This is a genomic window from Nocardia sp. NPDC005745 (assembly GCF_040630775.1).
Classification (GTDB): Bacteria; Actinomycetota; Actinomycetes; order Mycobacteriales; family Mycobacteriaceae; genus Nocardia.
Genome location: NZ_JBEXYF010000002.1, coordinates 21,577 through 47,122 on the forward strand (window position 1 = coordinate 21,577; position 25,546 = coordinate 47,122).

25 protein-coding genes are annotated in these 25,546 nt (G+C 70.7%); 8 read left to right on the forward strand and 17 right to left on the reverse strand.

Translation table 11 applies throughout. The features are described from left to right. Positions 1 to 3: 3 nt before the first annotated feature. A complete protein-coding gene (locus ABZ420_RS03050) occupies positions 4 to 1,791 on the reverse strand; it encodes a protein kinase (RefSeq protein ID WP_357116525.1) in 1,788 nt (595 codons plus the stop codon). Positions 1,792 to 2,110: 319 nt separating this feature from the next. Between ABZ420_RS03050 and ABZ420_RS03055 the strand changes: the two genes are divergently transcribed. Further along, complete coding sequence (locus ABZ420_RS03055; protein ID WP_357116527.1) at positions 2,111 to 2,959, forward strand: hypothetical protein; 849 nt, start codon at positions 2,111 to 2,113, stop codon at positions 2,957 to 2,959. A gap of 6 nt (positions 2,960 to 2,965) precedes the next feature. On the opposite strand, the gene ABZ420_RS03060 is transcribed toward ABZ420_RS03055, so the two are convergent. Further along, positions 2,966 to 3,631, reverse strand: coding sequence for a response regulator transcription factor (locus ABZ420_RS03060; protein ID WP_040868547.1), 666 nt, complete (start codon positions 3,629 to 3,631; stop codon positions 2,966 to 2,968). 189 nt (positions 3,632 to 3,820) lie between these two features. After that, complete coding sequence (locus ABZ420_RS03065) at positions 3,821 to 5,044, reverse strand: histidine kinase (RefSeq protein ID WP_357116528.1); 1,224 nt, start codon at positions 5,042 to 5,044, stop codon at positions 3,821 to 3,823. 167 nt (positions 5,045 to 5,211) lie between these two features. Between ABZ420_RS03065 and ABZ420_RS03070 the strand changes: the two genes are divergently transcribed. From ABZ420_RS03070 to ABZ420_RS03080, 3 genes are read left to right on the forward strand one after another with little or no spacing between them, the layout of a single operon-like run. Then, positions 5,212 to 5,997 carry a hypothetical protein gene (locus ABZ420_RS03070; RefSeq protein ID WP_357116529.1) on the forward strand — a complete coding sequence of 262 codons (786 nt, stop codon included), beginning with the start codon at positions 5,212 to 5,214 and terminating at the stop codon, positions 5,995 to 5,997. Continuing rightward, complete coding sequence (locus ABZ420_RS03075) at positions 5,994 to 7,385, forward strand: alpha/beta-hydrolase family protein (RefSeq protein ID WP_357116531.1); 1,392 nt, start codon at positions 5,994 to 5,996, stop codon at positions 7,383 to 7,385. Before ABZ420_RS03070 ends, ABZ420_RS03075 begins: the two co-directional genes overlap by 4 nt. Before the next feature lie 54 nt (positions 7,386 to 7,439). After that, positions 7,440 to 7,886: an SRPBCC domain-containing protein gene (locus ABZ420_RS03080; protein ID WP_357116533.1), complete on the forward strand. Its 447-nt coding sequence runs from the start codon at positions 7,440 to 7,442 to the stop codon at positions 7,884 to 7,886. A 43-nt stretch (positions 7,887 to 7,929) separates the two neighbouring features. On the opposite strand, the gene ABZ420_RS03085 is transcribed toward ABZ420_RS03080, so the two are convergent. Continuing rightward, positions 7,930 to 8,517: a TetR/AcrR family transcriptional regulator gene (locus tag ABZ420_RS03085; protein WP_357116535.1), complete on the reverse strand. Its 588-nt coding sequence runs from the start codon at positions 8,515 to 8,517 to the stop codon at positions 7,930 to 7,932. 108 nt (positions 8,518 to 8,625) lie between these two features. Here ABZ420_RS03085 and ABZ420_RS03090 point away from each other — a divergent pair, with 108 nt between their 5' ends. Further along, positions 8,626 to 9,516: an SDR family NAD(P)-dependent oxidoreductase gene (locus tag ABZ420_RS03090; RefSeq protein WP_357116537.1), complete on the forward strand. Its 891-nt coding sequence runs from the start codon at positions 8,626 to 8,628 to the stop codon at positions 9,514 to 9,516. 67 nt (positions 9,517 to 9,583) lie between these two features. Here the strand turns inward: ABZ420_RS03090 and gatA are convergent, their stop codons facing one another. Beyond that, positions 9,584 to 11,110, reverse strand: coding sequence for an Asp-tRNA(Asn)/Glu-tRNA(Gln) amidotransferase subunit GatA (gene gatA / locus ABZ420_RS03095; protein WP_357116539.1), 1,527 nt, complete (start codon positions 11,108 to 11,110; stop codon positions 9,584 to 9,586). Continuing rightward, a complete protein-coding gene (gene gatC, locus ABZ420_RS03100; protein ID WP_357116541.1) occupies positions 11,107 to 11,406 on the reverse strand; it encodes an Asp-tRNA(Asn)/Glu-tRNA(Gln) amidotransferase subunit GatC in 300 nt (99 codons plus the stop codon). Before gatC ends, gatA begins: the two co-directional genes overlap by 4 nt. A gap of 311 nt (positions 11,407 to 11,717) precedes the next feature. Here gatC and ABZ420_RS03105 point away from each other — a divergent pair, with 311 nt between their 5' ends. Continuing rightward, entirely contained in the window at positions 11,718 to 12,368 is a 651-nt protein-coding gene (locus ABZ420_RS03105; protein ID WP_062977055.1) for a hypothetical protein, read from the forward strand. A gap of 211 nt (positions 12,369 to 12,579) precedes the next feature. Here the strand turns inward: ABZ420_RS03105 and ABZ420_RS03110 are convergent, their stop codons facing one another. The 4 genes from ABZ420_RS03110 to ABZ420_RS03125 form a co-directional block, all read right to left on the reverse strand. Beyond that, positions 12,580 to 13,113, reverse strand: a complete 534-nt coding sequence (locus ABZ420_RS03110; RefSeq protein ID WP_357116969.1) for a GNAT family N-acetyltransferase — start codon at positions 13,111 to 13,113, stop codon at positions 12,580 to 12,582. Positions 13,114 to 13,252: 139 nt separating this feature from the next. Further along, complete coding sequence (locus ABZ420_RS03115) at positions 13,253 to 13,576, reverse strand: hypothetical protein (protein WP_357116543.1); 324 nt, start codon at positions 13,574 to 13,576, stop codon at positions 13,253 to 13,255. Between the two features lie 20 nt (positions 13,577 to 13,596). Further along, complete coding sequence (locus ABZ420_RS03120; protein ID WP_357116545.1) at positions 13,597 to 14,841, reverse strand: ATP-binding protein; 1,245 nt, start codon at positions 14,839 to 14,841, stop codon at positions 13,597 to 13,599. A gap of 122 nt (positions 14,842 to 14,963) precedes the next feature. Continuing rightward, positions 14,964 to 15,200, reverse strand: coding sequence for a hypothetical protein (locus ABZ420_RS03125; RefSeq protein WP_357116547.1), 237 nt, complete (start codon positions 15,198 to 15,200; stop codon positions 14,964 to 14,966). Between the two features lie 151 nt (positions 15,201 to 15,351). On the opposite strand from ABZ420_RS03125, the gene ABZ420_RS03130 reads away from it, so the two are divergent. Beyond that, positions 15,352 to 15,705, forward strand: a complete 354-nt coding sequence (locus ABZ420_RS03130) for a hypothetical protein (protein ID WP_357116549.1) — start codon at positions 15,352 to 15,354, stop codon at positions 15,703 to 15,705. Here ABZ420_RS03130 and ABZ420_RS03135 read toward each other — a convergent pair. The 6 genes from ABZ420_RS03135 to ABZ420_RS03160 all read right to left on the reverse strand — a co-directional run bounded on the left by ABZ420_RS03135 (position 15,692) and on the right by ABZ420_RS03160 (position 23,544). Beyond that, positions 15,692 to 16,741, reverse strand: coding sequence for an S-adenosylmethionine:tRNA ribosyltransferase-isomerase (locus ABZ420_RS03135; protein WP_357116551.1), 1,050 nt, complete (start codon positions 16,739 to 16,741; stop codon positions 15,692 to 15,694). The genes ABZ420_RS03130 and ABZ420_RS03135 overlap by 14 nt on opposite strands. Then, positions 16,738 to 17,433 (reverse strand): SDR family NAD(P)-dependent oxidoreductase, encoded by a 696-nt coding sequence (locus ABZ420_RS03140; RefSeq protein ID WP_357116553.1) that lies wholly within the window; start codon positions 17,431 to 17,433, stop codon positions 16,738 to 16,740. Before ABZ420_RS03140 ends, ABZ420_RS03135 begins: the two co-directional genes overlap by 4 nt. Before the next feature lie 69 nt (positions 17,434 to 17,502). Next, positions 17,503 to 19,569 carry an NAD-dependent DNA ligase LigA gene (gene ligA / locus ABZ420_RS03145; protein WP_357116971.1) on the reverse strand — a complete coding sequence of 689 codons (2,067 nt, stop codon included), beginning with the start codon at positions 19,567 to 19,569 and terminating at the stop codon, positions 17,503 to 17,505. Positions 19,570 to 19,977: 408 nt separating this feature from the next. Then, the gene (locus ABZ420_RS03150; protein WP_357116973.1) at positions 19,978 to 21,015 is read right to left on the reverse strand and encodes a methionine synthase; all 1,038 of its coding nucleotides are present in this window, start codon (positions 21,013 to 21,015) and stop codon (positions 19,978 to 19,980) included. Positions 21,016 to 21,199: 184 nt separating this feature from the next. Further along, the gene (gene mnmA, locus ABZ420_RS03155; protein WP_357116555.1) at positions 21,200 to 22,315 is read right to left on the reverse strand and encodes a tRNA 2-thiouridine(34) synthase MnmA; all 1,116 of its coding nucleotides are present in this window, start codon (positions 22,313 to 22,315) and stop codon (positions 21,200 to 21,202) included. Further along, complete coding sequence (locus ABZ420_RS03160) at positions 22,315 to 23,544, reverse strand: cysteine desulfurase family protein (protein WP_357116557.1); 1,230 nt, start codon at positions 23,542 to 23,544, stop codon at positions 22,315 to 22,317. The genes mnmA and ABZ420_RS03160 overlap by 1 nt, the downstream gene beginning before the upstream one ends. A 240-nt stretch (positions 23,545 to 23,784) precedes the next feature. On the opposite strand from ABZ420_RS03160, the gene ABZ420_RS03165 reads away from it, so the two are divergent. Continuing rightward, a complete protein-coding gene (locus ABZ420_RS03165) occupies positions 23,785 to 24,120 on the forward strand; it encodes a hypothetical protein (RefSeq protein ID WP_357116559.1) in 336 nt (111 codons plus the stop codon). Positions 24,121 to 24,515: 395 nt separating this feature from the next. On the opposite strand, the gene ABZ420_RS03170 is transcribed toward ABZ420_RS03165, so the two are convergent. Continuing rightward, the gene (locus tag ABZ420_RS03170; protein WP_357116561.1) at positions 24,516 to 25,541 is read right to left on the reverse strand and encodes a lysophospholipid acyltransferase family protein; all 1,026 of its coding nucleotides are present in this window, start codon (positions 25,539 to 25,541) and stop codon (positions 24,516 to 24,518) included. Between the last annotated feature and the right edge of the window lie 5 nt (positions 25,542 to 25,546).

A 25,546-nucleotide genomic window follows, 5' to 3' on the forward strand; every position in this document is an offset into this window, starting at 1 on the left:
CGTTCACAGCGGCAGGTCGGCGAACCACGTCTTGAATTTCGCCGCGGTGATGCCGAAGCCGGAGCCCGGGTTGCTGTCGGTGAGGGTCACCGTGGCGAACAGCAGGTAGCTCGACCGGGCCGGATCGTCGTCGAAGTCGACGACGAGATAGCCGTCCGGAAACCCGCTGGTCTTCTCCTGCCAGCGGTAGGTCGAATACGACTTGCCGCCGTTGCGTTCGGTCGCCGCCGTGTTCGACGGCAGGTCCCGCACCGCGGCCTGGGCGTCCTGCGGCGACTTGAAACCGATGAGGACGTAATCGGGGTCGGCGATCGGCGTGCCCCAGCAGTTCCAGGCCCTCGCCCAGTTCGGGAAGTCGGGTACGCCGTTGGCGCTGGACACCTTGCCGCCCGGTTTGGCGGTGCCGAGGAAACAGGTCTTACCGCCATAGCCCGGGCCGGAACCGATGTCGTATTTCGTGTCGACACCCTGGGGTAGCAGTTCGGGAAACGCCTTGGCGAGCTTGTCCGCATCGGAGGGGCCCGCGGGCGTCTTGGTGCCGAGGTCCAGCGGCGACGCGGAATCCGAGAATCCCACCTTCGCGACGATGATGCCCGCACCGACCAACAGCGCCACGATCACCAGGACGATCGTCACGATCAGGCCGGTGTTGGAACGCCCTTGCGACGGATATCCCGGCGGCTGGTGCGACGGGTAACCCATCGGCGGCGGGGCGGAATGTGGTGGCGCCACGGGATAACTCGGCTGCGGAGCTGCCGCGGCATATCCGTTGGACGCCGGGAACTGCTGTCCGCCGGTCGGATTCGGGTGGTACTGCGGCGGCGCGGTGTAGCTCGGGGTGGATGCCGTGGGGACGTAGGTCGGCGGACTCGCCTCCGGCACGGGGTACGCCGGTTGCGCGAGGACGGTGGGCGCGGGCTGCGGCTGGTACTGCGCGGCCACCACCGTCGGCGCGGGCTCGGTGAGCGCGCGCCGTGCGGCGGAGGCGAATTCGACGCAGGAGGCGAATCGGTCGTCGGGCCGCTTCGCCATGGCCCTCGCGATCACCGCGTCGAGCGCGGGGGACAGACCGGCGCGCCGTGCCGCGACGGAGGGCGGCGGCAACTGGAGGTGTCCGCGAATGATGTCGGCCGGGGCGGGAGCGTCGAACGGGGCGATGCCGGTGAGCAACCAATACAGCGCGCAAGCCAGTGAGTACTGATCGGAGCGGTGGTCCAGGTGCGCACCGGTCATCTGCTCGGGCGAGGCGTAGGCGAGCGTCGCGGTGAACATGCCGGTCTGGGTCAGGTGGGTGGAATCCTCGCGCAGCCGGGCGATGCCGAAATCGGTGAGGAAGACCCGCTCGCCCTGGCCGCCCACCGCACGCGCCAGCATGATGTTCGCGGGCTTGACGTCACGGTGCAGCACACCCATCCCGTGCGCGTAATCCAGTGCGGACGCGACGCCCTCGATGATCTGCACGGCCCGCTCCGGCGGCAGGCTCTGCGGGTTCACCGTCGCCGCGTCGACCCCATCGACGTACTGCATGGAGATCCACAGCTGTTCGTCCTCGGTGCCGCGGTCGTACACCGCGACGATGTTCGGATGGTCCAGCTGCGCCGCCAGGTCCGCCTCCCGCTCGAACCGGGCCCGGACCTCCGCGTCGGTGAACAACTCCCGGTTCAGCAGTTTGAGCGCGGTCTGCCGTGGCAGCCTGGGGTGCCTGGCGAGATACACCGATCCCATGCCGCCCTGGCCGAGCAGCCTCTCTATGGTGAACCCGGCGAACACCGCACCGCTGTTGAGCAACACGCCCCCTTCAGGTGACCGCGGCGCCCGGACCGCACGTCCGGGCGCTTTCATACCGATCCTGGAGCCTACCGGGTGACGCCGTGGCCACGGAGTTTCGAATTCTCCGGGAAGATCGGCAAAACTATGGTCGAGACATCGTGCTGTCGACGCCGTCGCGCCGCGGCGATGTCTCTCGTCCGGTCACCGGCCGGACGAGCCCGATGAGCTATTTTGCACCGCCGATTTACAGTGTGACCGTGTCACCGGTGGTGGGGAGGACTCGGTGGTGAGGTCGACGAGATCCGCTTCGACGTGTCGTGTGGCGCTACGCGCCGGAGCGATGGTGGTGCTGCTCACGTTGACCTCGTGCACTCTGTTCCCCGTCGATCGGGCCGCCACCGAGACACCCGCCGTGGTCGTCGACACGGCGGGAGCATGGCGGCCGAACCTCGCGGTGTCGGTGCCGGACTCGCTGGCCGCCGATTTCACCCAGTTGCAGCCGCAGCTGGGCGGACAGGTCGGCATGGCGATCATGCCCGTGGGCGGTGGCCGGATGACCGTCTACGGCGACTGGGTCAGCGGCATCGCGTGGTCGACCATCAAGGTGCCGCTCGCGATCGCGGCGCTGCGGCACGACTCCCAAGAAGAGATCCGGCAGGAGGTGGAGGCCGCCATCACCTGGTCGGACAACGACGCCGCCGAGGCGCTGTGGCAATCGCTCGGCGACGGGCTGGCAGCGGCCAAGGCGGTCCAGGACGTGATCGACGAGGCGGGCGACGCCACGACCGGGGTGGCGGGCCCGCGCACCACCTTGGACTACAACTCCTTCGGCGGTACCGAATGGACGCTGGCCAACCAGGCCCGTTTCGCCTCCCGGCTGCCCTGCCTGCCCGAATCGTTCCACGTCACCGAGCTGATGACGGAGATCACCCCCGAACAGGCGTGGGGTCTGGGCGTACTGGAGGGCACGGCCTACAAGGGCGGCTGGGGCCCCGACGACGTGACCGGCGTCTACACCGTCCGCCAGTTCGGGCTGGTGCCGGTGCGGTCCGGCATGATCGCCGTTGCCATGGCGGCGACGGCCGATTCCGGCAGCTTCGACGACTCCACCACCATCCTGAGCCGGATGGCGCGGATGCTCGGTCGTCATCTGGGCGAACTGCGCGGCGGGTCCTGCCCGCCGCTGTGATCCGGCTCAGCCGGGGGTGACCAGGCCGGTCTCGTAGGCCAGGACCACCGCTTGCGCCCGGTCCCGCAGGTTCAGTTTCGAGAAGACCTTGGAGACATGGGTCTTCACGGTCTGCTCGGCCACGAACAGGGTTTCGGCGATCTCGGAGTTCGACATGCCTTTCGCGATCAGTTCCAGCACTTCCCGCTCGCGGGGAGTCAGCGCGGACAGTTGCGGCGCAGGCTTTGCGCGGGCCGCGCCGCGGCGGCGGGTGACGTCGGCGATGAGCCTGCGGGTGACCGTGGGCGCGAGCAACGCCTGACCGTCGGCGACCACGCGCACCGCGCGCACCAGTTCCTCGGCGGGCGCGTCCTTGAGCAGGAACCCGCTGGCGCCGAGACCGAGCGCCTCGTAGACGTAGTCGTCGATGTCGAAGGTGGTGAGCATCAACACGCGCACCGGCGGCTCGAATCCGGCGGCCAGGATGGCGCGGGCGGCGTCCAGCCCGTTCATCTCCGGCATGCGCACGTCCATCAGTACGACATCCGGACGCAGCCGCTTCGCCTCGGCCACCGCGGCCTTGCCGTCGGCCGCGTCGCCCACCACACTGATATCCGGCTGCGCCGCGAGCAACGCCCCGAACCCCTGCCGGACCATCGCCTGGTCGTCGGCGATCAACACCGTAATTGCCACCCGCTCACCCTAATTGCCCCGGGCCTCCGCCCGCCGAGCCGTTCGCCCAGTGGCGCTGTCCTCCGTGGCCACGTGGGACAGCAGCCTGTCGGGTGGCCGTCGGCATCTGGGCGGCGGCTGCCGACAACGCCACACCGGCATCGACCGGCGCGTACGCTCCACGACTCGTCCGCACCAGCGGCCCGGCACTCAACGTTCGGGTTCGCCGGGCGCGGCGGCGACAGCGGCAACGGCGGCGTCCGGCGCGCTGAGCGGGAAGCGCGCGTGAACTATGAAACCACCGTCCGCCCGCGGCCCCGCCGTCACCTCACCGCCGACTGCCAGGGCTCGCGCCTGCATGCCCGCGATGCCGTGGCCGCCGTTGCCGACCGGCCGGGCGGGCGTCGCTCCCGGGCCGTTCTGGACGTCGAGCAGTAGTTCCGCGCCGTGGCTGATGCGCACCTGGACCGGGGCGCCCGGGGCGTGGCGGGACGCGTTGGACAGTGATTCCTGCACGACGCGATAGAGGGCGAGGCCGGTGGTCTCCGCGATCGTGTCCAGCGCGCCGTCGACGGTCCACTCGATGTGGACCCCCGCGCGTCGCGCGCCCTCGAACAGGGCGATCACGTCGGCCGCCTTCGGCTGGGGCGCGTGATCCGGCAGTTGGCCGTCGCTGCGCAGAACACCGAGCATGCCGCGGATCTCGTTGAGCGCTTCGCGGGCCGTGGCGCCGATGGACTCGAACTCGGCGCGCGCGGCCGGGGTGACGCCCTCCACCCGGTACGGCGCGGTCTGCGCCTGCACCACCACCAGGGACATGTGATGGGCGACGACGTCGTGCAGATCGCGGGCGATGCGAGCCTTCTCCTCCAGGATTGCCCGGCGGGCCCGCTCGAGTTCGTTGGCCTCCTCTTGGCGCACCAGCTGCCGCCGCGACAGCGCCAGCCAGCGGATGAGCAGGCCGAACAGCACCAGCGCGGCCAGCGCGATCGGCCAGCCCCAGGCGGCGTTCGCGAACGCCTCCCCTTCGCCGGGCATGGTGGTCGCGAACAGCAGGGCCGTCGCCGCCCACGCCACCGCCGCAATCTGCCCCGGGGCGCGCACCGCCACCGCGAGCAGCAGCACCAGCAGGCACAGCATGTGGACGACCTGGAACGGCAGGTCGTTGTTCGGTTGATGCGGTATCGCCAGCGCGATCACCAGCGCGGAGCCCGCCGAGATCGACCAGCCCAGCGCCGGGTTGATCCGTACCAGCAGCACCGGGAACGCGGCGAGCGCGGCGATGAACGGCTGCGCCGCGGTGGGGACGGCGTGGGTCAGGTGCAGGGTCGGCCAAGCCACCGCGTACCAGATCAGCGCGACCAGTAGCGTGCCGAGGTCGAACCAGGTCCGCGCGTCCAGCCGTCGCGTCCAGGCGCGACTTTCTCCGTTCATGCCTACGACACTAGGAACTCGCAGTTCACCGCGGCCTCATACCCACGGGTGATTTCCGGCCCGCTACCCCGGGGGGAGACCGTGCGACCGCTCCCCCGGCGGCACGGCACGGGAAACGTCCCCGGGCGTGAGGCGGCCGCCGGAAGCGATTCCCTAACGTCGTCGCCATGAGCACACCGACCAGCGCCGGGCGCGAGACCCGGTCCGCGGCCGTAGGAGCCCGAATCCATTCCGTCGCATCCAGTTCCGTCACCGTCCACACGCGACGCTACGCTGCGCTCACCGCGACGGCGCTGACCACCATGGCGGCGACGGTCTTCCTGGCCCCCGCCCCGCAGGCCGCAGCGACGGCCGCGCCGATCGAGAGCGCGCAGGCGAGCGCCGCCGTCGCCGAACTGGCCGCGGGCGGCTCCGAGGCGCTGACCGCGATCCCGGCGGACTTCGTCGCGTCGTTCGGTTACCGGCCGAGCACGATGGACGGCCTGCTGGTCAATCCGCGCGGCGATTGCTCTTCTCCGGTGACGCTGCCCGCGGAGTTCGATACCGCGTGCAAAGCCCACGACCTCGGCTACGACCTGCTGCGCTACGCCGACCGGCGCGGCGAACCGCTGGGCCCGTGGGCGCGGCAAGCCTTGGACGCGACGCTGGACCGGCAGATGCACCAGGCCTGCGCCGCCCGCGGCGACTCGTTCTCCCGCGCCCGCTGCGATGCGATGGCATCGATCGCGAACACCGCCGTCGATCTGAACTCGCGCAGGCAGGACTACGGCGCACCCGTGGTCGAGCCCCTGCTCGGCGCGGCGGACACCGATTCGACGACGAGCTGGCAGCTACTGGGCGCGCTCGGCGCCGGGATCGCCGGGCTGACGGCGGTTCTCGTGCTGCGCAACCGGCGGCGGGGCCCCATACCCGCGGCGGCCCTGTCGTACGCCACGGACCCGGTACTGCCATGACCTGGTCCGTCCTGAAGTCTTCGGATCGCCGCACATGGTTCGCCGCCGGGGCCCGCCGGGTCGTGCCGCCGCGGATCGGCACGACGCTCGGCATCGGGACCGGAGTCCTGGCCTCGCTGGCACCCGGACTGCTTCCTCGCACACCGAGCGCGCAAGCCGTACTGACCGGGCTCCTCGCGGCACTCGCTCTCGGAGTGGCGGGGATACTGCGGATCACCCTGCGACGCTGCGGATTCGACATCGACGAGCGCCAGGCGTGGGCCCGACTGCCGCTGCTGATCGCGACGGCGGTGCTGGTGTTGGGCGCGACGGCGAACGCGGGGCACTGGCAGAACCGGCTTCGCGCCGCGATGAACACGCCGCCGATCGGCACGGGCTACTGGGTGCGGTGTGCGCTCGGCGCCGCGTTGATCATCGGACTGTTCGCCTGCGCCGCCCGCTCGATCGCCTGGGCAGCGCGGAAACTGGGCTGGGCGCGGGGCGTCTCGCTGGCCGCCGTCGTCGCGGTTCTGCTGTATCTCGTCGGCGTACCCGCGATGGTCGGATGGCGGGAGTCGGTGTACGCGCGGGCCAACGCCGAGCTGGATCCCGCTCTGGTGCGCCCGGTTTCGTACTCCGGGGCCGGTAGCGCCGAATCCGCGGTGAGCTGGACGTCGCTGGGCGCCGAGGGGCGGAAGTTCGTCAGCGATCCGCCGGCCCGAGCCGTGCGGGTCTACATCGGGGTGGCCTCGGCGCCCGACCTGGACACTCGCGTCGCGCTGGCGATCCGGGAGTTGGAGCGCTCCGGCGGCTTCACGCGCTCCCACCTGGTCGTCACCGTACCCACCGGCTCGGGCTGGATCGACGCGAACGCCGTGGCGGGCTTCGATCAGCGCTTCGACGGCGATGTGGCGCTGGTCGGGTTGCAGTACTCCTATCTCCCGAGCTGGGCGACGTTCGTGTTCGGCCGAGACGCGGCCGTTACCGCCGCACGCACGCTGTTCACCGCCGTGGAACGCCATATCCAGGGACTGGCACACCCGCCGAAGCTGTACCTGTACGGGCAGAGCCTGGGAGCCCTCGGCGGCAACGCCGTCTTCTCCGGCGACGCCGAGCAGGACGGCCGGACCTGCGCGGCGCTGTGGGCCGGACCTCCGGCCAACCGCGTCCACCGTGGCGGCGCGACAGTGCTGGCGAACAGCTCCGACCCGGTGATCCACTGGTCGCTCGCGCAGCTGTGGCGCGCGCCCGACCTCACCGGGGCCCGCGTCGACGCCCCGGTTCCGCAGTGGCTTCCGGTGATCGGCTTCGCGCAGACGACCGCCGATCTGCTGGGCGCGTTGCACGCTCCGCCGGGCCACGGTCACCGTTACGGCACCGATCAGGGCACCGCCATGGGTTCCTGCTGAGCCGTTCGGCGCGGCGCCCGCGCGGGACCGTCTAGAACATGTTCTAATTTCCGCATGGCCTTCGTCATCGACCTCGCCGCCGACATCGACGCCCCCGCCGAGCTGGTCTGGCAGGTGATCACCGACTTCCCCCGCTACGGCGAGTGGAATCCCTTCGTCACCGAGTGCCGCAGTTCACTGGTGCCCGGCGAGCCGATCGACATGCTGGTCCGGGTCTCCGGATCGAGCCCGCGCAAGCAGCGGGAATGGATTCGTTCGCACACGCCGGGCCGGGAGCTCAGCTACTCGATGAAACCGGTGCCTCCCGGCGCGCTGCACAGCCTGCGCTCGCACACGGTGACGCCACTTCCGGACGGTCGCACCCGCTACGAGTCGCACTTCGAACTCGGCGGATGGCTGCATCCCGTGGTCGTCGCGCTGCTCGGCAAGAACCTGCGGCGCGGCTTCGAGGGCATGACCGACGGCGTCCGGAAGCAGGCCGAATCGCTGCGGGCCTCCTGAGCACGATCGGCCGGAAGGCGTCGAAGCGAACTCACGAGCGGCTTCACCCGCGCAGATAGGCCAGCGCCGCATCGAGCGCGGCGTCGGCGTAGGCCTCGGTGAGCCCGCCGAGCCCCAGCGACCACCGCATCTGCGTCGGACCGAACAGCAGATCGACGGCTAGCTCGAGATCCAGGCCCGCGCGCAGGTCCCCGGCGGCGACGGCGGCGGCCAACCGGTCGGCCACAGCGGCGCGCTGGGGCAACAGCAGGCGCTCGCGATAGGCGGCGGCCAATTCGGCATCCTGCTGGATCTCGATGTACATCGCGCGGAGGAAGGATTCGAACCCGGGATCGGTCAGCGCGACGACCGAACCGCGCAGCAGCGGGCGCAGGTCCGCGGCGATGTCGCCGGTGTCGGGTAGCGCGAGACCCGCTGGACCCGAGTCGGATTCGAGCATGGCATCGAAGACGACAGCGCCCTTCGACGGCCACCAGCGGTAGATCGTCTGCTTGCCGACCCCCGCGCGGGCCGCGATCGCCTCGATGCTCAACTTCGCGTAGGACACCTCGCGGATCAGCTCGGCTGTGGCGGCGAGTATCGCCGCACGGGCGCGCTCGCTGCGGCGCGCGGCTGTGGGGGTGTCGGGCATGCCGTCACGGTAGCACTTAACGAGACGAAACGTCTCGTCTTGACAAGTAGAAACCGCCTTGGCACGGTATCCAACGAGACGGAGCGTCTCGTGACGAAAGGATCTCCCGTGACCAGAACCTGGTTCATCACCGGCGCAAGCCGGGGACTCGGCCGCGCATTCACCACGGCCGCGCTCGCGCAGGGCGATCGCGTCGTCGCGACCGCGCGGAATACGGAATCCCTCGCGGAGCTCGCCGACGACCGCCTGACCGTGCTGCCCCTGGACGTTCGCGAGCGCGAGAGCGTCCTCGCCACCGTGGGCGAAGCGTTCGCGGCGATGGGCACGATCGATGTGATCGTGAACAACGCGGGCTACGGTCTGGTCGGCGCCATCGAGGAACTGACCGAAGCTCAGATCCGCGAGCAGATGGAGACCAATTTCTTCGGAGCCCTCTGGGTTTCCCAAGCCGCCGTGCCACACCTGCGGGCGCAGGGCTCCGGGCACATCGTGCAGATCTCCACCGTCGGCGCCGTGGGCAGCCTGCCCCTGTTCGGCCTCTACAACGCGAGCAAATGGGCCCTGGAGGGATTCAGCGCCGCGCTCGCCGACGAACTGCGGCCATTCGGCATCCGGGTCACGCTCGCACAGCTGGGCGGCTTCGACACCGAGTGGGCCAAGTCGAGCATGCGGTTCGCGTCGGCGATCTCCGCCTACGCGCAGCTGCGCACCGCCATCCTCGGCATGCCGGACTATCCGGCACCAACTCAGGGCAGCGCGGACCTGCCGGAGACGAACGAACCGGCACCTCCCACAGCGGAATCCGCACCGGAAGATGGATCCGAGTGGACCGAAGCTCCGCCCGAAGTCGGCGCGGCAGGCCTGATCGCATTGGTGGACATGCCGAATCCCCCGCTACGCAAGATCATCGGGCCTGGCGCACACCAAATGGTCGCGCTCGCATTGGATCAACGTCGCCGCGATTACGCCGAAGACCCCGAATTCACCTGGCCCGCATAGCGATCTCGCGGAGCCGCTCGGCTACCGCACAACCCGTGCGGGGATCGAGCGGCTCCCGCGAAGAACGTCAGGCGATCGGGCCGCGGGCGGCCTCGTAGGCCGCGCCCACCCGGTAGAGGCGGTCGTCGGCGAGGGCGGGCGCCATGATCTGGAGGCCGACGGGCATGCCGTCGTCCTTGCTCAGACCGGAGGGAACCGACATCGCGGGGTGGCCCGCCAGGTTGGTCGGCAGCGTGCACAGGTCCGACAGGTACATGGCCAGCGGATCGTCGACCTTCTCGCCCAGCTTCCACGGAGTGAACGGGCTGGTCGGCGAGACCAGCACGTCGACCTGCTCGTAGGCCTGGTCGAAGTCGCGGGCGATGAGGGTGCGCACCTTGAGCGCCTGGCCGTAGTAGGCGTCGTAGTAGCCCGCCGACAGCGCGTAGGTGCCGATCATGATGCGCCGCTTGACCTCCGGGCCGAACCCGGCCGCGCGCGTGGCCGCCATGACCTGCTCGGCGCTGTGCTGCCCGTCGTCGGCGACGCGCAGGCCGTAGCGCATGGCGTCGAACCGCGCGAGATTGGACGACACCTCCGACGGCATCACCAGGTAGTAGGACGACAGCGCGTACTCGAAGTGCGGGCAGGACACTTCGACCACCTCGGCGCCGAGATCCTTCAGCACCGCCACGGCGGCGTCGAAGGAGGCGAGCACGCCGGGCTGGTAGCTGTCGGAGTGCAGTTCTTTCACCACACCGATCTTGACGCCGCGCAGATCGCCCTGCGCTCCCGCGCGGGCGGCGGCCACCACCGGCGGCACCGGCACGTCGCGCGAGGTGGAGTCACGCGGGTCGTATCCCGCGATCACCTCGTGCAGCAGCGCGGTGTCCAGCACCGTCCGGCCGCACGGGCCGCCCTGGTCCAGCGACGACGCGCACGCGACCAGGCCGAATCGCGACACCGTGCCGTAGGTCGGCTTGGTGCCGACGGTGGCGGTGACGGCCGCGGGCTGGCGGATCGACCCGCCGGTGTCGGTGCCGATGGCCAGCGGCGCCTGGTTCGAGGCCAGGGCCGCCGCGGAGCCGCCGCCCGAACCGCCCGGGATGCGGGTGGTGTCCCATGGGTTGCGGGTCGGGCCGTAGGCGGAGTTCTCGGTGGAGGAGCCCATGGCGAACTCGTCCATGTTGGTCTTGCCGAGGATCGGGATGCCCGCCTCGCGCAGCCGCCTGGTGACCGTCGCGTCGTAGGGCGAGACCCAGCCCTCGAGGATCTTCGACGCACAGGTGGTCGGCATGTCCGTGGTGGTGAACACGTCCTTGAGCGCCAGGGGAACTCCGGCCAGCGGCGAGGCGGGCGCGGCGCCCGAACCGATCGCGGCGTCCACCGCGGCCGCGGCCTCGAGCGCCTGCTCCCCCGCGATGTGCAGGAAGGCGTGGTACTCGCCGTCGACCTCGGCGATCCGGTCCAGGTGCGCTCGGGTGACCTCCACCGACGACAGCTCGCGGCCGTGGATCCTACCGGCCAGCTCGGCAGCGGACAGCGTGGTCAGGTCGGACCCACCCGTATCCCGGCCACCGCCACCCACGGAGTCGCGATGCGATGCTGCGTTCATTCGCCCTCTCCCAGGATCTGCGGCACCATGAACCGCTGCTCGTCCACCGCGGGCGCGCCGGACAGCGCCTCGCGCGGGGTCAGGCCGGGCACCACTTCGTCGGGCCGGGTCACGTTGGTCGCCGGGTTCGGCGACGCCGTGGCCGGGACGTCGGCGGCGGTGACCTCGGAGATGGTCCGCACGTGGCTCAGGATCGAATCCAGCTGTCCGGCGAACTGATCCAGTTCGGCATCGGACAGCGCGAGCCGGGACAGCCGGGCGAGGTGTGCGACCTCGTCGCGGGAGATGGCGGGCACCGCGGGACCCCTTTCGGCTTCGGTATCAACTATCGACTGTGCTCAACCCACACAGCCTAGCCACCGGCGACCAGGTCACCATCCGGCACCCGCGCTTCGTCGGCGCGGCGGCGCGGGCGACGCCCGGCAACCGCTTCCCGCCCGCGACACGTCCGATCGGACTAGCTCGACACGCCGCTTTGGCGCGAATTCGCCGAGTGGCGTGCGTCACTGGAAGGTCTTCGACTCGATAACCGGCCGTAAGGGGTGTAAGTATTGCGTGACCCGGGTATTCGTTCAGAGCCTCGGCCGCTCTAAGAAAGGAAACGCACGTGTCGTATCTGCTCCGCGTGCAACTTCCGGATCGACCGGGAAGCCTCGGCTCTCTCGCTCTCGCACTCGGCTCCGTCGGCGCCGACATCCTCTCGCTGGATGTGGTCGAGCGCGGTGCCGGCTACGCCGTCGACGATCTGGTCGTCGAAGTGCCCTCCGGAGCGCTCCCCGACACCCTCATCACCGCCGCCGAATCGATCGGCGACGTGCACGTGGACTCGATCCGCCCGTACTCCGGCGTGCTCGACACCCACCGTGAGCTCGAACTCATCGATCAGGTCGCCAGCGCTCGCGACGACCGGATGCAAGTACTGGTGGACGGTGTGCCGCGGGTACTGCGGGTGGGCTGGAGCACGATCATCGACATCGGGCCGCAGGGCGCCTACCGGGTGGTGGGCAGCCCGAGCGCGCCGCAGACGCAAGCGGGTTCGGCGCCGTGGATGCCGCTGGAGAAGCCCTCGGTGCTCGATCCCGAAGCCGACTGGGTGCCGGAGATCTGGCGCGACATGGACACCAAACTGGCCGCCGCTCCACTCGGCAACACCGGCAAGGTGCTGCTGCTCGGCCGGCCGGGCGGCCCCGACTTCCGGCCGTCCGAGGTGGCCCGGCTGGGTTACCTTTCGGGGATCGTCGCCACCGTCCTCGGCTGATTCCGCAGCGGCGCAGCGGATTTCGCGCCCCGAGCGCACACCGATGCGAACTCTCGCCGCCTACCTCGTTCCGGTCCCGGCACGGTAGATGCCACCCCGTCGAGTCGGGAAGGTTCGTTCCGCCGGAAAGCCCGCCGGGGCGCAGCCGCTGCCCGACACGGCCGAGCGCTGTCGGCGAACCCCGCCTCAGCGGCCCGAAAGCGATAATTCCTCAGACGGATTCGCCGGAAGGGTCGAGCGGTAGCCGCAGCACGTGCAGCAGCTCCCCCGCGCTGGTGCGCCAGTTGCGGCTCGGCACGGGACGGAAGCCGAAGCGGTCGTATATCCGGCGGGCGTCGGCCATGGCGGGCATGGTGGTGAGAGCGACCGCGGCGCGGCCTTCCGCGCGAGCCTGATCGATCACCGTGCGCACCAGAGCCGTTCCCACACCGAGTCCGCGCGCGGACTTCGCGACGGCGAGCATGCGGAATTCCAGTTCACCCGGCAGCGCGATCTCCGCGTACGGATTGCCCGCCGGTGCGACCGTGAGCGAGCCGACGATCCGGCCCGCGTGCGTGGCGACCAGGATCCGGGCCGAGCCGGCACGCCGGGCGGTGTCGGCCAGCTCGCCCGCGTACCAGCTGCCCGCCTCCACGAAGCCCTCGCCGACGTAGACCTCCACCGTCAGCTCGCCGACCGCGTCGTACTCGTCCGGCCGCGCCTCCCGGACGACGACGCCCGCGTCCCGCACATCCATACCCGGCATGATGCCATCGACCATGACGTGGGCTACGGCACGTCCGTCGTCCACCGGTATCTCCCGTCGCATCACGCGGGCTGCGGCACGTCCACCTCGCACGACCGCGCTGCCCGTGTGCGGCGTGGCGTCGGCGCTCGGAGGACGCTCAGCCGGACCGCGCGATGCGCCAGCGATCGGGCTTGCCCGGCGGATAGACGACGCGGAGCAGATCGCCGGTCTCCGGCCAGGAACTCGTGTCCCACACGAAGCGGCCGTACACGACCTTGCCGGAGACCGAAGGACCGGTCAGGTTCCCGGTGATGGTCACGTACTGCTCGCCGGGAACATCGGGGCGCGGGCTCACACCGGTGATGTAGAGCGTCCCCTCCTCCGGGTTCGCCGGTTGATAGCCCCGCCTGCCGCGGATCGCGAACACGATCAGCGACACGAGCACCGCGGTCAGGGTCACCAGCGCGACGAACTCCAGCATGTCCCCATGCTAGGTGCGCGTCACACCGGGGCGAGCTCGCTGGTGCCCCGGCCGGTGCGCCGGACCTGCCAGACCGACACGCGGGTGCGTTGCGAGCGCCCGTTGCCCCGATCGATCAGCATCCGGTTGTCGGTGGTGAAGATCAGTTGAGCGCCACGGGCATTCGTCTCCGGGTTCTGGAACAGCTGGATCAGCCGATCGGTCTCCTCGGCCGACAGGCACGCGCCGATGTCGTCGACGGCGAGCACGCGGCCCGCGTCCAGCGCGTCGAGCATGGCGGGCAGCACCCGCAGCAACGACAGCGTGGCGGAGGATTCGTCGGCGATCCCGAACGGGGTGTCGATGCCGTCGTGCACGAGGTTCAGGCCGACCCCGCGCCGTGCCACCATCCGCGCGTACAGGGCGTCGCGCGCGGCCTTCAAGTTGGTCAGTTCGCGCTCGAGCAGCACGGCGGTCAGGCCGTTGTCGCGCAGCAACTGGTCGGCATAGCCGGGCGAGGTGGCGCACAGGTCGATCTGTTTGCCGAGGCCGGTGATGTCGGCGTCCAGTTCGCGCAGGTAATCGGCGTACAGGGGGTCGGGCTCGGCGACGAGCAGATCGGTGATGCCCAGCTCGGCCGTACGCAGCAGCATCAGCAGCCGCACCGCGTTGTCCGGGGAGCGGGAGATGTGGCTGCCCAGCCGGTGGGCGATGGCGTCGGGTTCGGCGGGACCGCGCTGCACCTCGAGCATGGACTCGAACCATCGGTAGGCGGGCACCAGCGCGTCGGAGTACATCTGGCCCGCGAGGCTGAGCAGCAGGGCGTTCGGACGGACCAGCGGAGCCAGCGCGGTGATCCCGTACCGCGCCGCTTCGAACATCGGGCCGATCTTGATCTGTTCGCCGCTGCGCTCGAACACGATTCGCTTGCGCGAGCGCGGGTGGGTGTGCAGCCATTCGGCCGTCACATCGGCGTTGTCCAGCCGGAAACCATAGGTATACGGCACGCCTTCGGCGACGAACGACGCCACGAATTCCGAGGGCCGCTCCGGGAATCCGAGATGCGGGGCACGCACCGGCCCCGCGTACGGATCCCACCCCGTCACCGAGTGCAGCACCGCGTCACGCATCTGCCCGAGCGCGTCGATCAGGTTCGTCTTTCCCGCAGCGGCGCCGCCGTGCACAGCGGTCACCGGAACGGCCACCGGCCCGCTCCCCTTGGTCAGCCGCAGCTCCTGCTCATCGGCCAGCGATCTGTGATTGGTCACCTGAAAACTGCGCAGCATGCCGCCATACTTCCGTCCGCTCCCGTGTGGGGCGACATCACCCCGCTGACACCCGCGATCCGCGCAGCACGCCCACCTCGCGCGAGCAGGCCCCGGGCGCACGCACAGCTGTCCGCGCCGACTCACTTATCGGTGACGACTCCGGCTTGTTCGGTGTCGACACCCTCGTTCGAGCCGTTGTCGTAGTGCAAGGTGAGCGTTCCCCGCCGCCGACTCGACGTGGAACGCCTCGCCGCCACCGCGGAGCGCACCTTGTGCACGTCGGCGGGGACGACCGAGCGGTTCTCGTGATGGTCGCCTCGACCGGGGAAGTGGGCCTTCGACCAGCCGTTGCCCGGAGTTCCTGCGTCCCGGCACAACTCGGCACGACGAGCGCCGTGAACGCCCCCGGACTCGCGGCAGCCGCACCTCGGTCGCCGGGACAAGCCCGGTGATAGCGGGTTAGCATGCCTGCACGCTGCGGTGGTTTCGCGGCGTACTGCCGGAATGTTCGATGGGATGAGGGTATCGATGGAACCGACGGTTCGTCGTCTTGTGGTTGGCAGCTCGGTGATCGCCGCGCTCGCGCTCGGCACGCTGGTCGTGGCGCCGGAAGCGGTGGCGGACGCGCCGTGTCCGGAGGGCTCCGCGCGCGTATTCCTGGCCGACAGCACGAACACCTGCCAGGGCGGCGGGACGGTCAGCTACGACCCGCCCGGCGTGGTGTCGAAAGTGTGCTCGACCGCGAGCGCCGACGTGTCCGCCGAAGCGACGTTCAAGAATCGCCGTGGCAAGCTGATCACCCAGAAGCTCGACCTGAGCGGCGGCCGCTGCGGACGATTCGACATCGCGGGTCAGCTGGGCGCCACGGTCACGGTCGGCTGAGTCGACCGCCCGGACCGAACAGCAGCGCGCTGTCGCCGAACTCGTGCCACAGATAGCCGGTGTCCACGGCCGCGGTGTAGGCCGCGGCGACGGTGTCCTCCCCCGCCACCGCGACCAGGAGATCCAGGTGTGACGCGCCGGGCGCGTGCCAGCCTGTGATCAGGCCGTCCACCACCCGGGCCGGGCGATCCACTCCGAGCACCACGTCCGTCCATCCGCGCGAGGCGTGCACCAGGCCCGACGGGTCGGCGGCGGTTTCCAGCGCCCGCGTCACCGTGGTACCTACCGCGACCACGCGTCCACCCGCGGCTTTCGTGGCATTCACCAGCCGCGCCGTAGCGGGCGGCACGACGAACCGCTCGGGGCTCGGCGGTTCCCCCGCCTCCGGCGAGGAGACCCCGGTGTGCAGAGTGATCGGCGCGAGAGCGACACCCGCGGCGATCAGATCCAGCACCAGACGCTCGGTGAAAGGGCGCGCCGCACTGGGCATTTCCGCGCTGCCCGGCACCCGGCCGAAGACCGTCGTGTAGTAGGAGGCCGACCATCGCTGCGGCACATACGAATACGTGATCGGCCTGCCGTGCGCGGCCAGTAACCGAGGCACGTCGGTGGTGGCGTCCGCGCTCCAGAGACGTCGTCCGCCCGGCAGCCAGGGCGTGCGCAGCGTCGCCGTGGCGCCCGGTAGTCGCAGCACGGTCCCGGACGAGAGCCGCTGCGCCGGATAGGGAGTGCGCCGCGTCGTCCGGACCTCGATCACCCAGCGGCCGTCGTCCAGCCAGGTGGAGAAGTGCAACACCACCGGCTCGCCCTCCAGCGCGCCGTCGAGGGCCGACGACATGGTCGCCGAGTTGTTCACCACGACGAGATCGCCGGGACGCAGCCGGTCCGGTAGTTCACGGAACATGCCATGGGTCAGTTCCCCATCGGCGACGAGCAGGCGGACGTCGTCGCGCGCGATCCCCCGCGCCTCGGGCGGGACGGCGGCATTGCGTTCCGGGGACAGGTCGAAGGACGGCAGGGTGGTGCGCACCGTCATGACGCCCGTCCGGCCACGAAATCCGCTGCGGCATACCGCCCGCTCCTGGGTCTCTCCGCGAGCAGCCGCAGCAGCGCGGGTACCACCGTCGCGGGCTCCGGCCGGTCGGAGATATCGGCGCCGGGAAACGCCGCCTGATGCATCTCGGTGCGCATGTCACCCGGGTCGAACGCGTAGATCGACAGGTCCGGATGCTCCGCGCCGAGGATGGCGGTGACCTGGTCGAGCGCCGCCTTCGACGACCCGTATCCGCCCCATTCGGGATACGGCTCCGACGCGGCGTCGGAACTGATGTTCACCACGGCGCCGCCCGGGCGCAGCAGCGGCAGCGTGAATTGCAGAATCGCCAGTGGCGAAAGCAGGTTCGTGCGAAGTACAGCCTCGAATTCCTCGAGCGGATAGTCCGCGAGGCGAGGGAGCGGACTCGGACCGAGGCGGCTGGCGTTGTTCACGACCAAGCCGAGTTCACCCTCAGCGCGCGCGGCATCCGCCAGCAGGGCGCGATCCGCGGGAACGGTGACGTCACCGGGGATCGCGCGGAACTCCGATCCGAGTTCGGCGGCCACCCGCGTCAACCGGTCGGCACGACGCGCGGTCCCCAGCACCCGCCACCCCTGTTCGATCAGCGCCCGCGCGAGGGCCGCGCCGAATCCGGCCGACGCGCCGGTGACCAGTGCGGTAGGACGAGACATGATGGACCTCCTGGTAGTCGCCTACCAGTCGATCCTCATACCTCAACGGTCCTTCAGGTCAAGCGCCGATCACTCCTCGGCTTCGGCATCCTCCGCGGCCGTCTCCGGCGCGACCGCTACGGGGCCGCCCTCCAGCAGCCGCCGGAACCCCTCCTCGTCGAGGATCGGCACACCGAGTTCCTCCGCTTTGGCGGCCTTGGATCCGGGTGCGTCACCGATCACCACGAACGCGGTTTTCTTCGACACCGAGCTTGCGGCCTTGCCGCCGCGCCTCAGGATCGCCTCCTTGGCGCCGTCGCGGGTGAAGCCCTGCAACGAGCCGGTCACCACGATGGACAGGCCCTCCAGGTTGCGCTCGATGGATTCGTCGCGTTCATCCTCCATCCGCACACCCGCTGCCCGCCATTTCGCCACCACGGCGCGGTGCCAGTCCACCGTGAACCACTCCGCCACCGCGGCCGCGATGGTCGGGCCCACACCGTCGGCCGCGGCCAGCTCTTCTCCCGACGCCTGCTCGATACGGTCCAGGCTGCCGAATTCGGCCGCCAGCGCGCGCGCCGCGGTGGGCCCGACGTGCCGGATGGACAGGCCGACCAGCACCCGCCACAGCGGCCGGTCCTTGGCCACGGCCAGGTTCTCCAGCAGCCGCTTGCCGTTGGCGGAGAGGCTGCCGTTCTTGTTGGCGTAGAGCGAGGTGGTCAGCAGCGCCGCCTCGTCCAGGTCGAAGAGGTCGCCCTCGTCGGTGATGGCGCCGGACTTCAGCAGATCGATCGCGCCTTCGTACCCGAGGGCCTCGATGTCGAAGGCGCCGCGGCCGGCCACGTGATACACGCGCTCGCGCAACTGCGCCGGGCAGAACTGCTGGTTCGGGCAGCGGATGTCGGCGTCGCCCTCCTTCTCCGGGCGCAGTTCGGTGCCGCACTCGGGGCAGTGCGTCGGCATGACGAATTCGCGCGCGTCTTCGGGACGCGCGTCCACCACCGGCCCCAGCACCTCGGGGATCACGTCGCCCGCCTTGCGGATGGTGACCGTGTCGCCGATCAGCACGCCCTTGCGCTTGACCTCGGCGGCGTTGTGCAGGGTGGCCATCGCGACCGTGGATCCCGCGACGGACACCGGCTCCATCACCGCGAACGGCGTCACCCGGCCGGTGCGGCCCACGTTCACCTGGATGTTCAGCAGCTTGGTCGTCGCCTCCTCGGGCGGGTATTTGTAGGCGATCGCCCAGCGCGGGGCGCGTGAGGTGGAGCCGAGGCGGCGTTGCAGCGCGGTCTCGTCGACCTTGATCACCTGGCCGTCGATCTCGTGCTCGATGTCGTGCCGGTGCTCGCCCCAGTAGGCGACCCGTTCGATCACCGCGTCGATGCCCTGCACCCGCCTGGTGTGCTCGGACACCGGCAGACCCCACGCGGCGAGCGCGCGGTACGCCTCGTACTGCGAGGTCGGCGTGTAGCCCTCGATCCGGCCGAAGCCGTGGCAGATCATCCGCAGCCTGCGCCGCGCGGTGACCGACGGATCCTTCTGCCGCAGCGACCCGGCGGCGGTGTTGCGCGGGTTTGCGTAGGGCGGCTTGCCCTCGGCCACGATGGCGGCGTTGAGCGTCTCGAAATCCTCCAGCCGGAAGTACACCTCGCCGCGGACTTCCAGCAACCGCGGGATCGGGAATTCCTCGCTGGGTGCCAGCTCGCCGGGGATGTCGTCGATGGTGCGCGCGTTGAGCGTCACGTCTTCGCCGGTGCGTCCGTCGCCTCGGGTGGCGCCGCGGACCAGCCGCCCGTTCTGATAGACCAGGTTCAGCGCGACGCCGTCGATCTTCACCTCGCACAGGTAGTGCAGGTCCGGCCCGGTCTCCGCCTCCACCCGCGCGGCCCAGGCGCGCAGCTCGTCGACGTCGAACACGTTGTCCAGCGACAGCATCCGCTCGAGATGATCGACGGCGGTGAAGTCGGTCGCGAAGCCGCCGCCGACGAGCTGGGTCGGCGAATCCGGCGTGCGCAGGTCCGGATGTTCGTCCTCCATGGCCTGCAACCGCCGCAACATCGCGTCGAACTCGCCGTCGGAGATGATCGGCGCGTCCCGGACGTAGTAGCGGAACTGATGCTCACGCACCTCGTCCGCGAGTCGCTGCCACTCCACCCGCTGCTCTGCCGACGCCGGGGCCGCCGCGCTGTCGCTGTCACTCACCCAACGCACATTAGCGGAGGGCACCGACAGCACATCGCCGTGTTCGCGCACGTCGCCGCACTCGCGGGCACGGATTCCGGCCGGTCCGTTTTCCCCGGCCCAGCAACGAAGCGGCGGAATCGATGGCGCTCTCCGCAAGCCCACGACATGCCGTTCGGAGCGGTGCGGCAGCGCCGCCGGGCGAGGGCACCGATCGCGATGACCGAACAGCCGGGCCGAGCCCGTGATTCTCCGGCGGGATGCTCGCGAGGTAGTCGTTCCAGCGCTGCGGATCCTGGTGCGCCCGCGCCCCGCAGGAGTCACTCGGGCGGCTGTGCTCGTCAGGAACCACCGCGCATCGAGCGACGCACGCCCCGGCGATCAGGAGAACGAAAGCTCTTCCGGTTCCTCGGCATACGCGCGCGCGACATCCGTGGCCAGGCGCAGCGCCCGTCGGCTCCACTCCAGCGGGACGCCCGCCAGACCGCAGGCCGGACCGACCGCCACCCGTTGCGCGAGCGTGCGGCGGCCGAAGCCGAGCCGATCGATCAGCCGCACGCCCGGCTCGGCGAAGGTCCGCCAGGTGACCTCGGTGGCCGGTACCCCGGTCGGGATGACGCCGAGCATCAGTTGCTTGCCCGCCTCGAGTGCCTCCCCGACGTCGTCGAGCTGCTCGGTGCCGATCGTGCTCAGGTCGAAGCCGATCGCGTCGGCGGCGCTGCGACGCAGCAGGCCCAGCGCGGGCGGCTCCGCGCAGCTGTGCACCAGCACCGGCGCGGACTGGGCGGTGATCACCGTGTCGAGCAGGGCCAGCGCTTCCGGCTCGGGCAGGGCGCGCACGGTGTTCAGCACGCTCACCCCGCGCAGCGAGCCGTCCAGCACCGCCGACAGCGACGGCTCGTCCAACTGCAAGACGACCTGCGCGCCGAGCCGCTTACGCACCTCCGCCACGTGCTCCGCCAGCCCCTCGGCCAAGGATTCCGCGAGGTCACGCACCGCGCCGGAATCGGTGAGCACCCGATGACCGCCGGGCAGCTCGACCTGCGCGGCCAACGTCAGCGGGCCCGCCGCCTGCACCTTCACCGGATGGCCGCGGCCGGACAGACCGGCGTTCTCCCACGCTTCCTCGAGCGCGTCCAGATCGGTCCGCAGCAGGTCATGGGCCCGCCGCGAGACCGCACCCGGGCGTGGCGCGAGCCGGTAGCCCCTGGGCGTTGTGTCGAATCGCAAGTCCACCAGCAGCGCGGAGACCCGCCCGATCAGGTCCGCCCCCGCGCCGCGAGCGGGCAATTCCACCAGATGCGGTAGCTCGCCGAGTTCACCGACGATGGTCCCGGCGGCCTCGCGCGGGTCGGCGCCCGGCCAGGAGCCGACACCGGTGGCGATTCCGCCCCGCAGGCGCACCGGCTCGGTCGCCACGTCCGTCCCGCCGTCTCGCGTCACGTCATCCGTGCCGGTCTCGTCCACTGTCGCCGTACTCCGTCCGTTCGATTCCGCCATTCCGGGATTCCGTCGTCCGCAACAGCTACAAGGTATTTCGGTCCCCACACCACAAGGGGCTGCGAGGGAGAGGACGGCGGGAGGCCGCGCCGGGCGGGCCGGTTCACCGCGCCGCCTCGGCCCCCGTTTCGCTCGCGACAGGTTCCCGCACGGTACCGGAGATGGTCCCGCTGCCGATCACCTCGTCGCCCTGCGGGTCCGGACGGTAGAGCACCACCGCCTGGCCACGCGCGACGCCGGTCAGCGGCTCACGCAGCCGCACGATCAGTCCGTCATCGACCGACTCGGCGACCGCGGGCGCGGTGCCGCCGTGCGCGCGTACCTGCGCCACGCACTCGATCGGGCCCGCGGGCGCGGAACCAGAAGTCCAGATCGCGCGCTCCGCCTCGATCGTCCGCACCCGCAGGTCCTCGGCCGAGCCGACGCGCACCGTGCCGGAATCGGGATCGATGCCGGTGACGTATCGCGGTTTGCCGTCGGCGGCCGGACCCGGCAATCCCAATCCCTTGCGCTGGCCGATGGTGAATCCGTGCACGCCTTCGTGCCGCGCGAGCACCTGACCGTCGGCGTCGACGACCGCGCCGGGCCGGATGCCGATCTTCGCGCCGAGGAACGCGCGGGTGTCGCCGGAGGGGATGAAGCAGATGTCGTGGCTGTCCGGCTTGTTCGCGACGGCGAGGCCGCGCTCGGCCGCCTCGGCGCGAATCCGCGGCTTGGGGGTGTCGCCCACCGGGAACATCGCGCGCGAAAGCTGCTGCGCGGTCAGCACCGCCAGCACATAGGACTGGTCCTTGTCGGCGTCGACGGCGCGGCGCAGCACGCCGTCCTCCAGCCGCGCGTAATGCCCGGTGACCACGGCGTCGAAGCCGAGTGCCACCGCGCGGTCGGCCAGCGCGGAGAACTTGATCTTCTCGTTGCAGCGCAGGCACGGATTGGGCGTCTCACCCGCCGCGTAGGCCGCGACGAAATCATCGATGACGTCTTCTTTGAAGCGGTCGGCGAAATCCCAGACGTAGAACGGGATGCCCAGCACGTCGGCGGCGCGCCGGGCGTCACCGGCGTCCTCCTTCGAGCAACAGCCGCGCGATCCGGTGCGGAGCGTGCCCGGTGTCGCCGACAGCGCCAGATGCACGCCGACCACCTCGTGACCGGCGTCGACGGCACGCGCCGCCGCCACGGCCGAATCCACACCACCGCTCATCGCGGCGAGTACCCGCATCAGACACCTCCTCTCGCACCGGCCAGGCCCGCGGCCTTGGCCCGCTCCACCACCTGCGGCAATACTTTCAGCACGGCGTCCACGTCGGCGCGCGTCGAGGTGTGCCCCAACGAGAAGCGCAGCGAGCCACGCGCCTGCCACGGCTCGACGCCCATGGCGATCAGTACGTGACTGGGCGTGGCGACGCCCGCGGTGCACGCCGAACCGGTCGAGCATTCGATCCCCGCCGCGTCCAGCAGCATCAGCAGCGAATCCCCTTCGCAGCCGGGAAATGTGACGTGCACGTTGCCGGGTAGACGCCGTTCGCCCGCCGGACCGTTGAGCACCGTGTCGGGCGCTACGGCGCGGATCCCGTCGATCAACGCGTCCCGCAGGGCGACGAGTTCGGCCGTGCGGACGGGCAGTTCGACCGCGGTCTGGCGCAGCGCCGCGGCCAGCCCGATCGCGGCCGCGGTGTCCGAGGTCCCCGACCGCAGGTCGCGCTCGTGGCCGCCGCCGTGCAGCAGCGGCACGCACGGCACCTGCCTGCCCAGCAGCAGCACCCCGGCGCCGTGCGGTCCACCCACCTTGTGCCCGGCGAAGCTGGCGGCGGAAAGACCGCTCGCGCCGAAATCGATGGGCAGCTGCGCCGCCGCCTGCACCGCGTCGCTGTGCATCGGCACGCCGAATTCCGCTGCCACGGCGGCCAACTCGGTGATCGGCTGGATGGCGCCGACCTCGTTGTTCGCCCACATGACGGTGACCAGCGCGACGTCGTCGGGATGCGCGGCGAACGCGGCGCGCAGCGCGCCGGGCGCGACCATCCCTTCGGCGTCCACCGGGAGCCAGGTGACCTCGGCGCCTTCGTGCCGCTCCAGCCACTCCACCGCATCGATCACCGCGTGGTGCTCGATCGAACTGGCGATGATCCGGTTGCGGCGCGGGTCGGCGTCGCGGCGCGCCCAGAAGATCCCCTTCACCGCCAGGTTGTCGCTCTCGGTGCCGCCGGAGGTGAAGATGACCTCCGAGGGCCGGGCGCCCAGGTCGGCGGCGATCGACTCGCGCGCCTCTTCGAGCAGCCGCCGGGCGGCACGCCCCGAGCCGTGCAGGGATGAGGCATTGCCCGTGGTGCGCAGGGCAGCCGTCATCGCCTCGATGGCCGCGGGCAGCATCGGTGTGGTGGCCGCGTGATCGAGGTAGACCGTGTGGGGCGCAGCACCGTTGACCGGACCCGAAAAAGCCGACTTCATGACCAGTTAAGGATAGCCGTCACGATGAGCGGGTTATTCCCCCCTGCTCGCGCGCCCGCGGGGGGGCGCGAAAGCCATGTGACCGGCCGGATCTCAGGGTTCTCACCTATTGAATGTGCCGCTGAATAGCGGTACGTTGTTCAACGTATTGATCGCCGGTCGGTCCGTTCGCAAGCCGGATCCAGGACCGGGACGCCGGGCGGTCGACTACCGGACGAATCGATCAGTGAGGAAGTTCCGATGGACCAACGCACCCATGGACGTACGCGACGTGTACTGGCACGCGTCGCCGCCGCGTCCGTACTCGCCCTGATGCCGCTCACCGCCGTCGCGGTGCCCGCGCTCGCCGACCCGATCGTGCTCGAGCCCGCCGACCAGGTCGACGCGGCCCACGGCCGCCCCGGGCACGGCCACGGCGGCCACCGTCACGACGGCTGGAACAACGGACGGCACAACGACTGGGACCGGGGACGTCACGACGACTGGTTCCGCGGCCGCGACCGCCACGACGACTGGGACCACGGCAGGCCCGGTTGGCACAACGGCTTCCGGCCGCCGACCGGAAGCGGCTTCTGAGTTCTTCCACTGTTTCCGGGGCGGGCCGACATCGGCTCGCCCCGGAAACTATGTGGAACTGAGAATTCGGCTTCACCGAGTGCTCTCGGTAGGGGCGTTGCCCGGACACCGAGGCTGCGACCGCTGGTAGCCCGTCGACGGCCTCCCCGGCGTGTGGGCCCGGCGCAACTTCGACACATCCGGGTGAGCGCGGGTCGAACCCCGGTTCGAAGATCAGCGCCGGTGTTTCGGTGAGAGCAGGGCCAGCGCCTGACAAAGCAGCGCCGGTGTCTCCGGGAGAGCGGCGCCGGTGCCGCAGGGAGCGGCGGTGGCACTGCAGAGAGCAGCGTCGGTGTCTCCGGGGAGCACGGCGTCGCGGATCAGGGCGCCACCGGGCCATCGGTTTGCCAAGTTGTCTACCGAGCGGCAGCGCTGCTCCGGCGGCCGAGCAACATCGGGCGGCGGAGCGGCCTGCGCACCTCCGGGGCGTCGACCGCGAGCGACGGATCCTGCACCCTCGTGTGCCCGGCCTCGATCCACTCCGTGGCTTCGACCGCACCACGACGCGACACCGCGGTCCCTCGGACGACGGCCTCGCAGCGGCGGGCCAGCTCGCGCCGGTCCGCGCCGGGGTCCAGCACCGGTTCCAGCACCACCTCGGCGACCATCCCGCGCGAGCGCAGCACCCGCCGCGCGGAGGAGGCGAACGTGTCGGCGCCGACGAACGCGGGCACCGTGCACGGCACGCCGTGCCGGTCCAGGTAGCGCAATCGCACCGGCTGCACGGGGGTGCCGGTGTCCACGGCCGCTTGGAACAGCGCGGAACGCATGGTGCCGTAGGCGCGGCCGCACCAGGTGGTGCCCTCGGGGAAGACGCCGATCCGCTCGCCCGCGGCCAGTCGCGCTCCCACCGCGGCCACCACGCCGGGCAGCTGCCGGAGGCTCTCGCGCTCGATCGGGATCACCCGCATCAGTTTGGCGAGCTTGCCGATCAGCGGCCAATCCACCATGTCCGCGCGGGCCACGAAGCCGAGTGGCTGCACCGAGGCCAGCGCGACGATGTCGGTCCAGCCGATGTGCCCGGTCACGACCAGCACGCCATGGCCCGCCGTCCCGAAGCCCGCGGGTGTGAGCGCGGCGTCGCCCTCATCGACGACACCGCGCTCGTTCACTACCACCCGGTTGTCGACGATCCGCAGCCGCATGCCCAGGCAACCGAGCAGCAGGTGAGCGTAGCGGCGCTGCAACGGCACGCGCTTGCCCCGTGGTGTCACCGCGTTCGCGAACGGGAAGCTGAGCAGCAGTCCGGCCACCCCGGCCAACCGGGCGGCCACCCGCGCCGGTCCGACTCCATCGATCGAATCCAGGCAGCCGGGCCCGCAGGGGCTCGACGGCATCCAGGCGTGTGCGGTGGACATCGCGGGCGGCGCGTCGAAAACCACGGTCC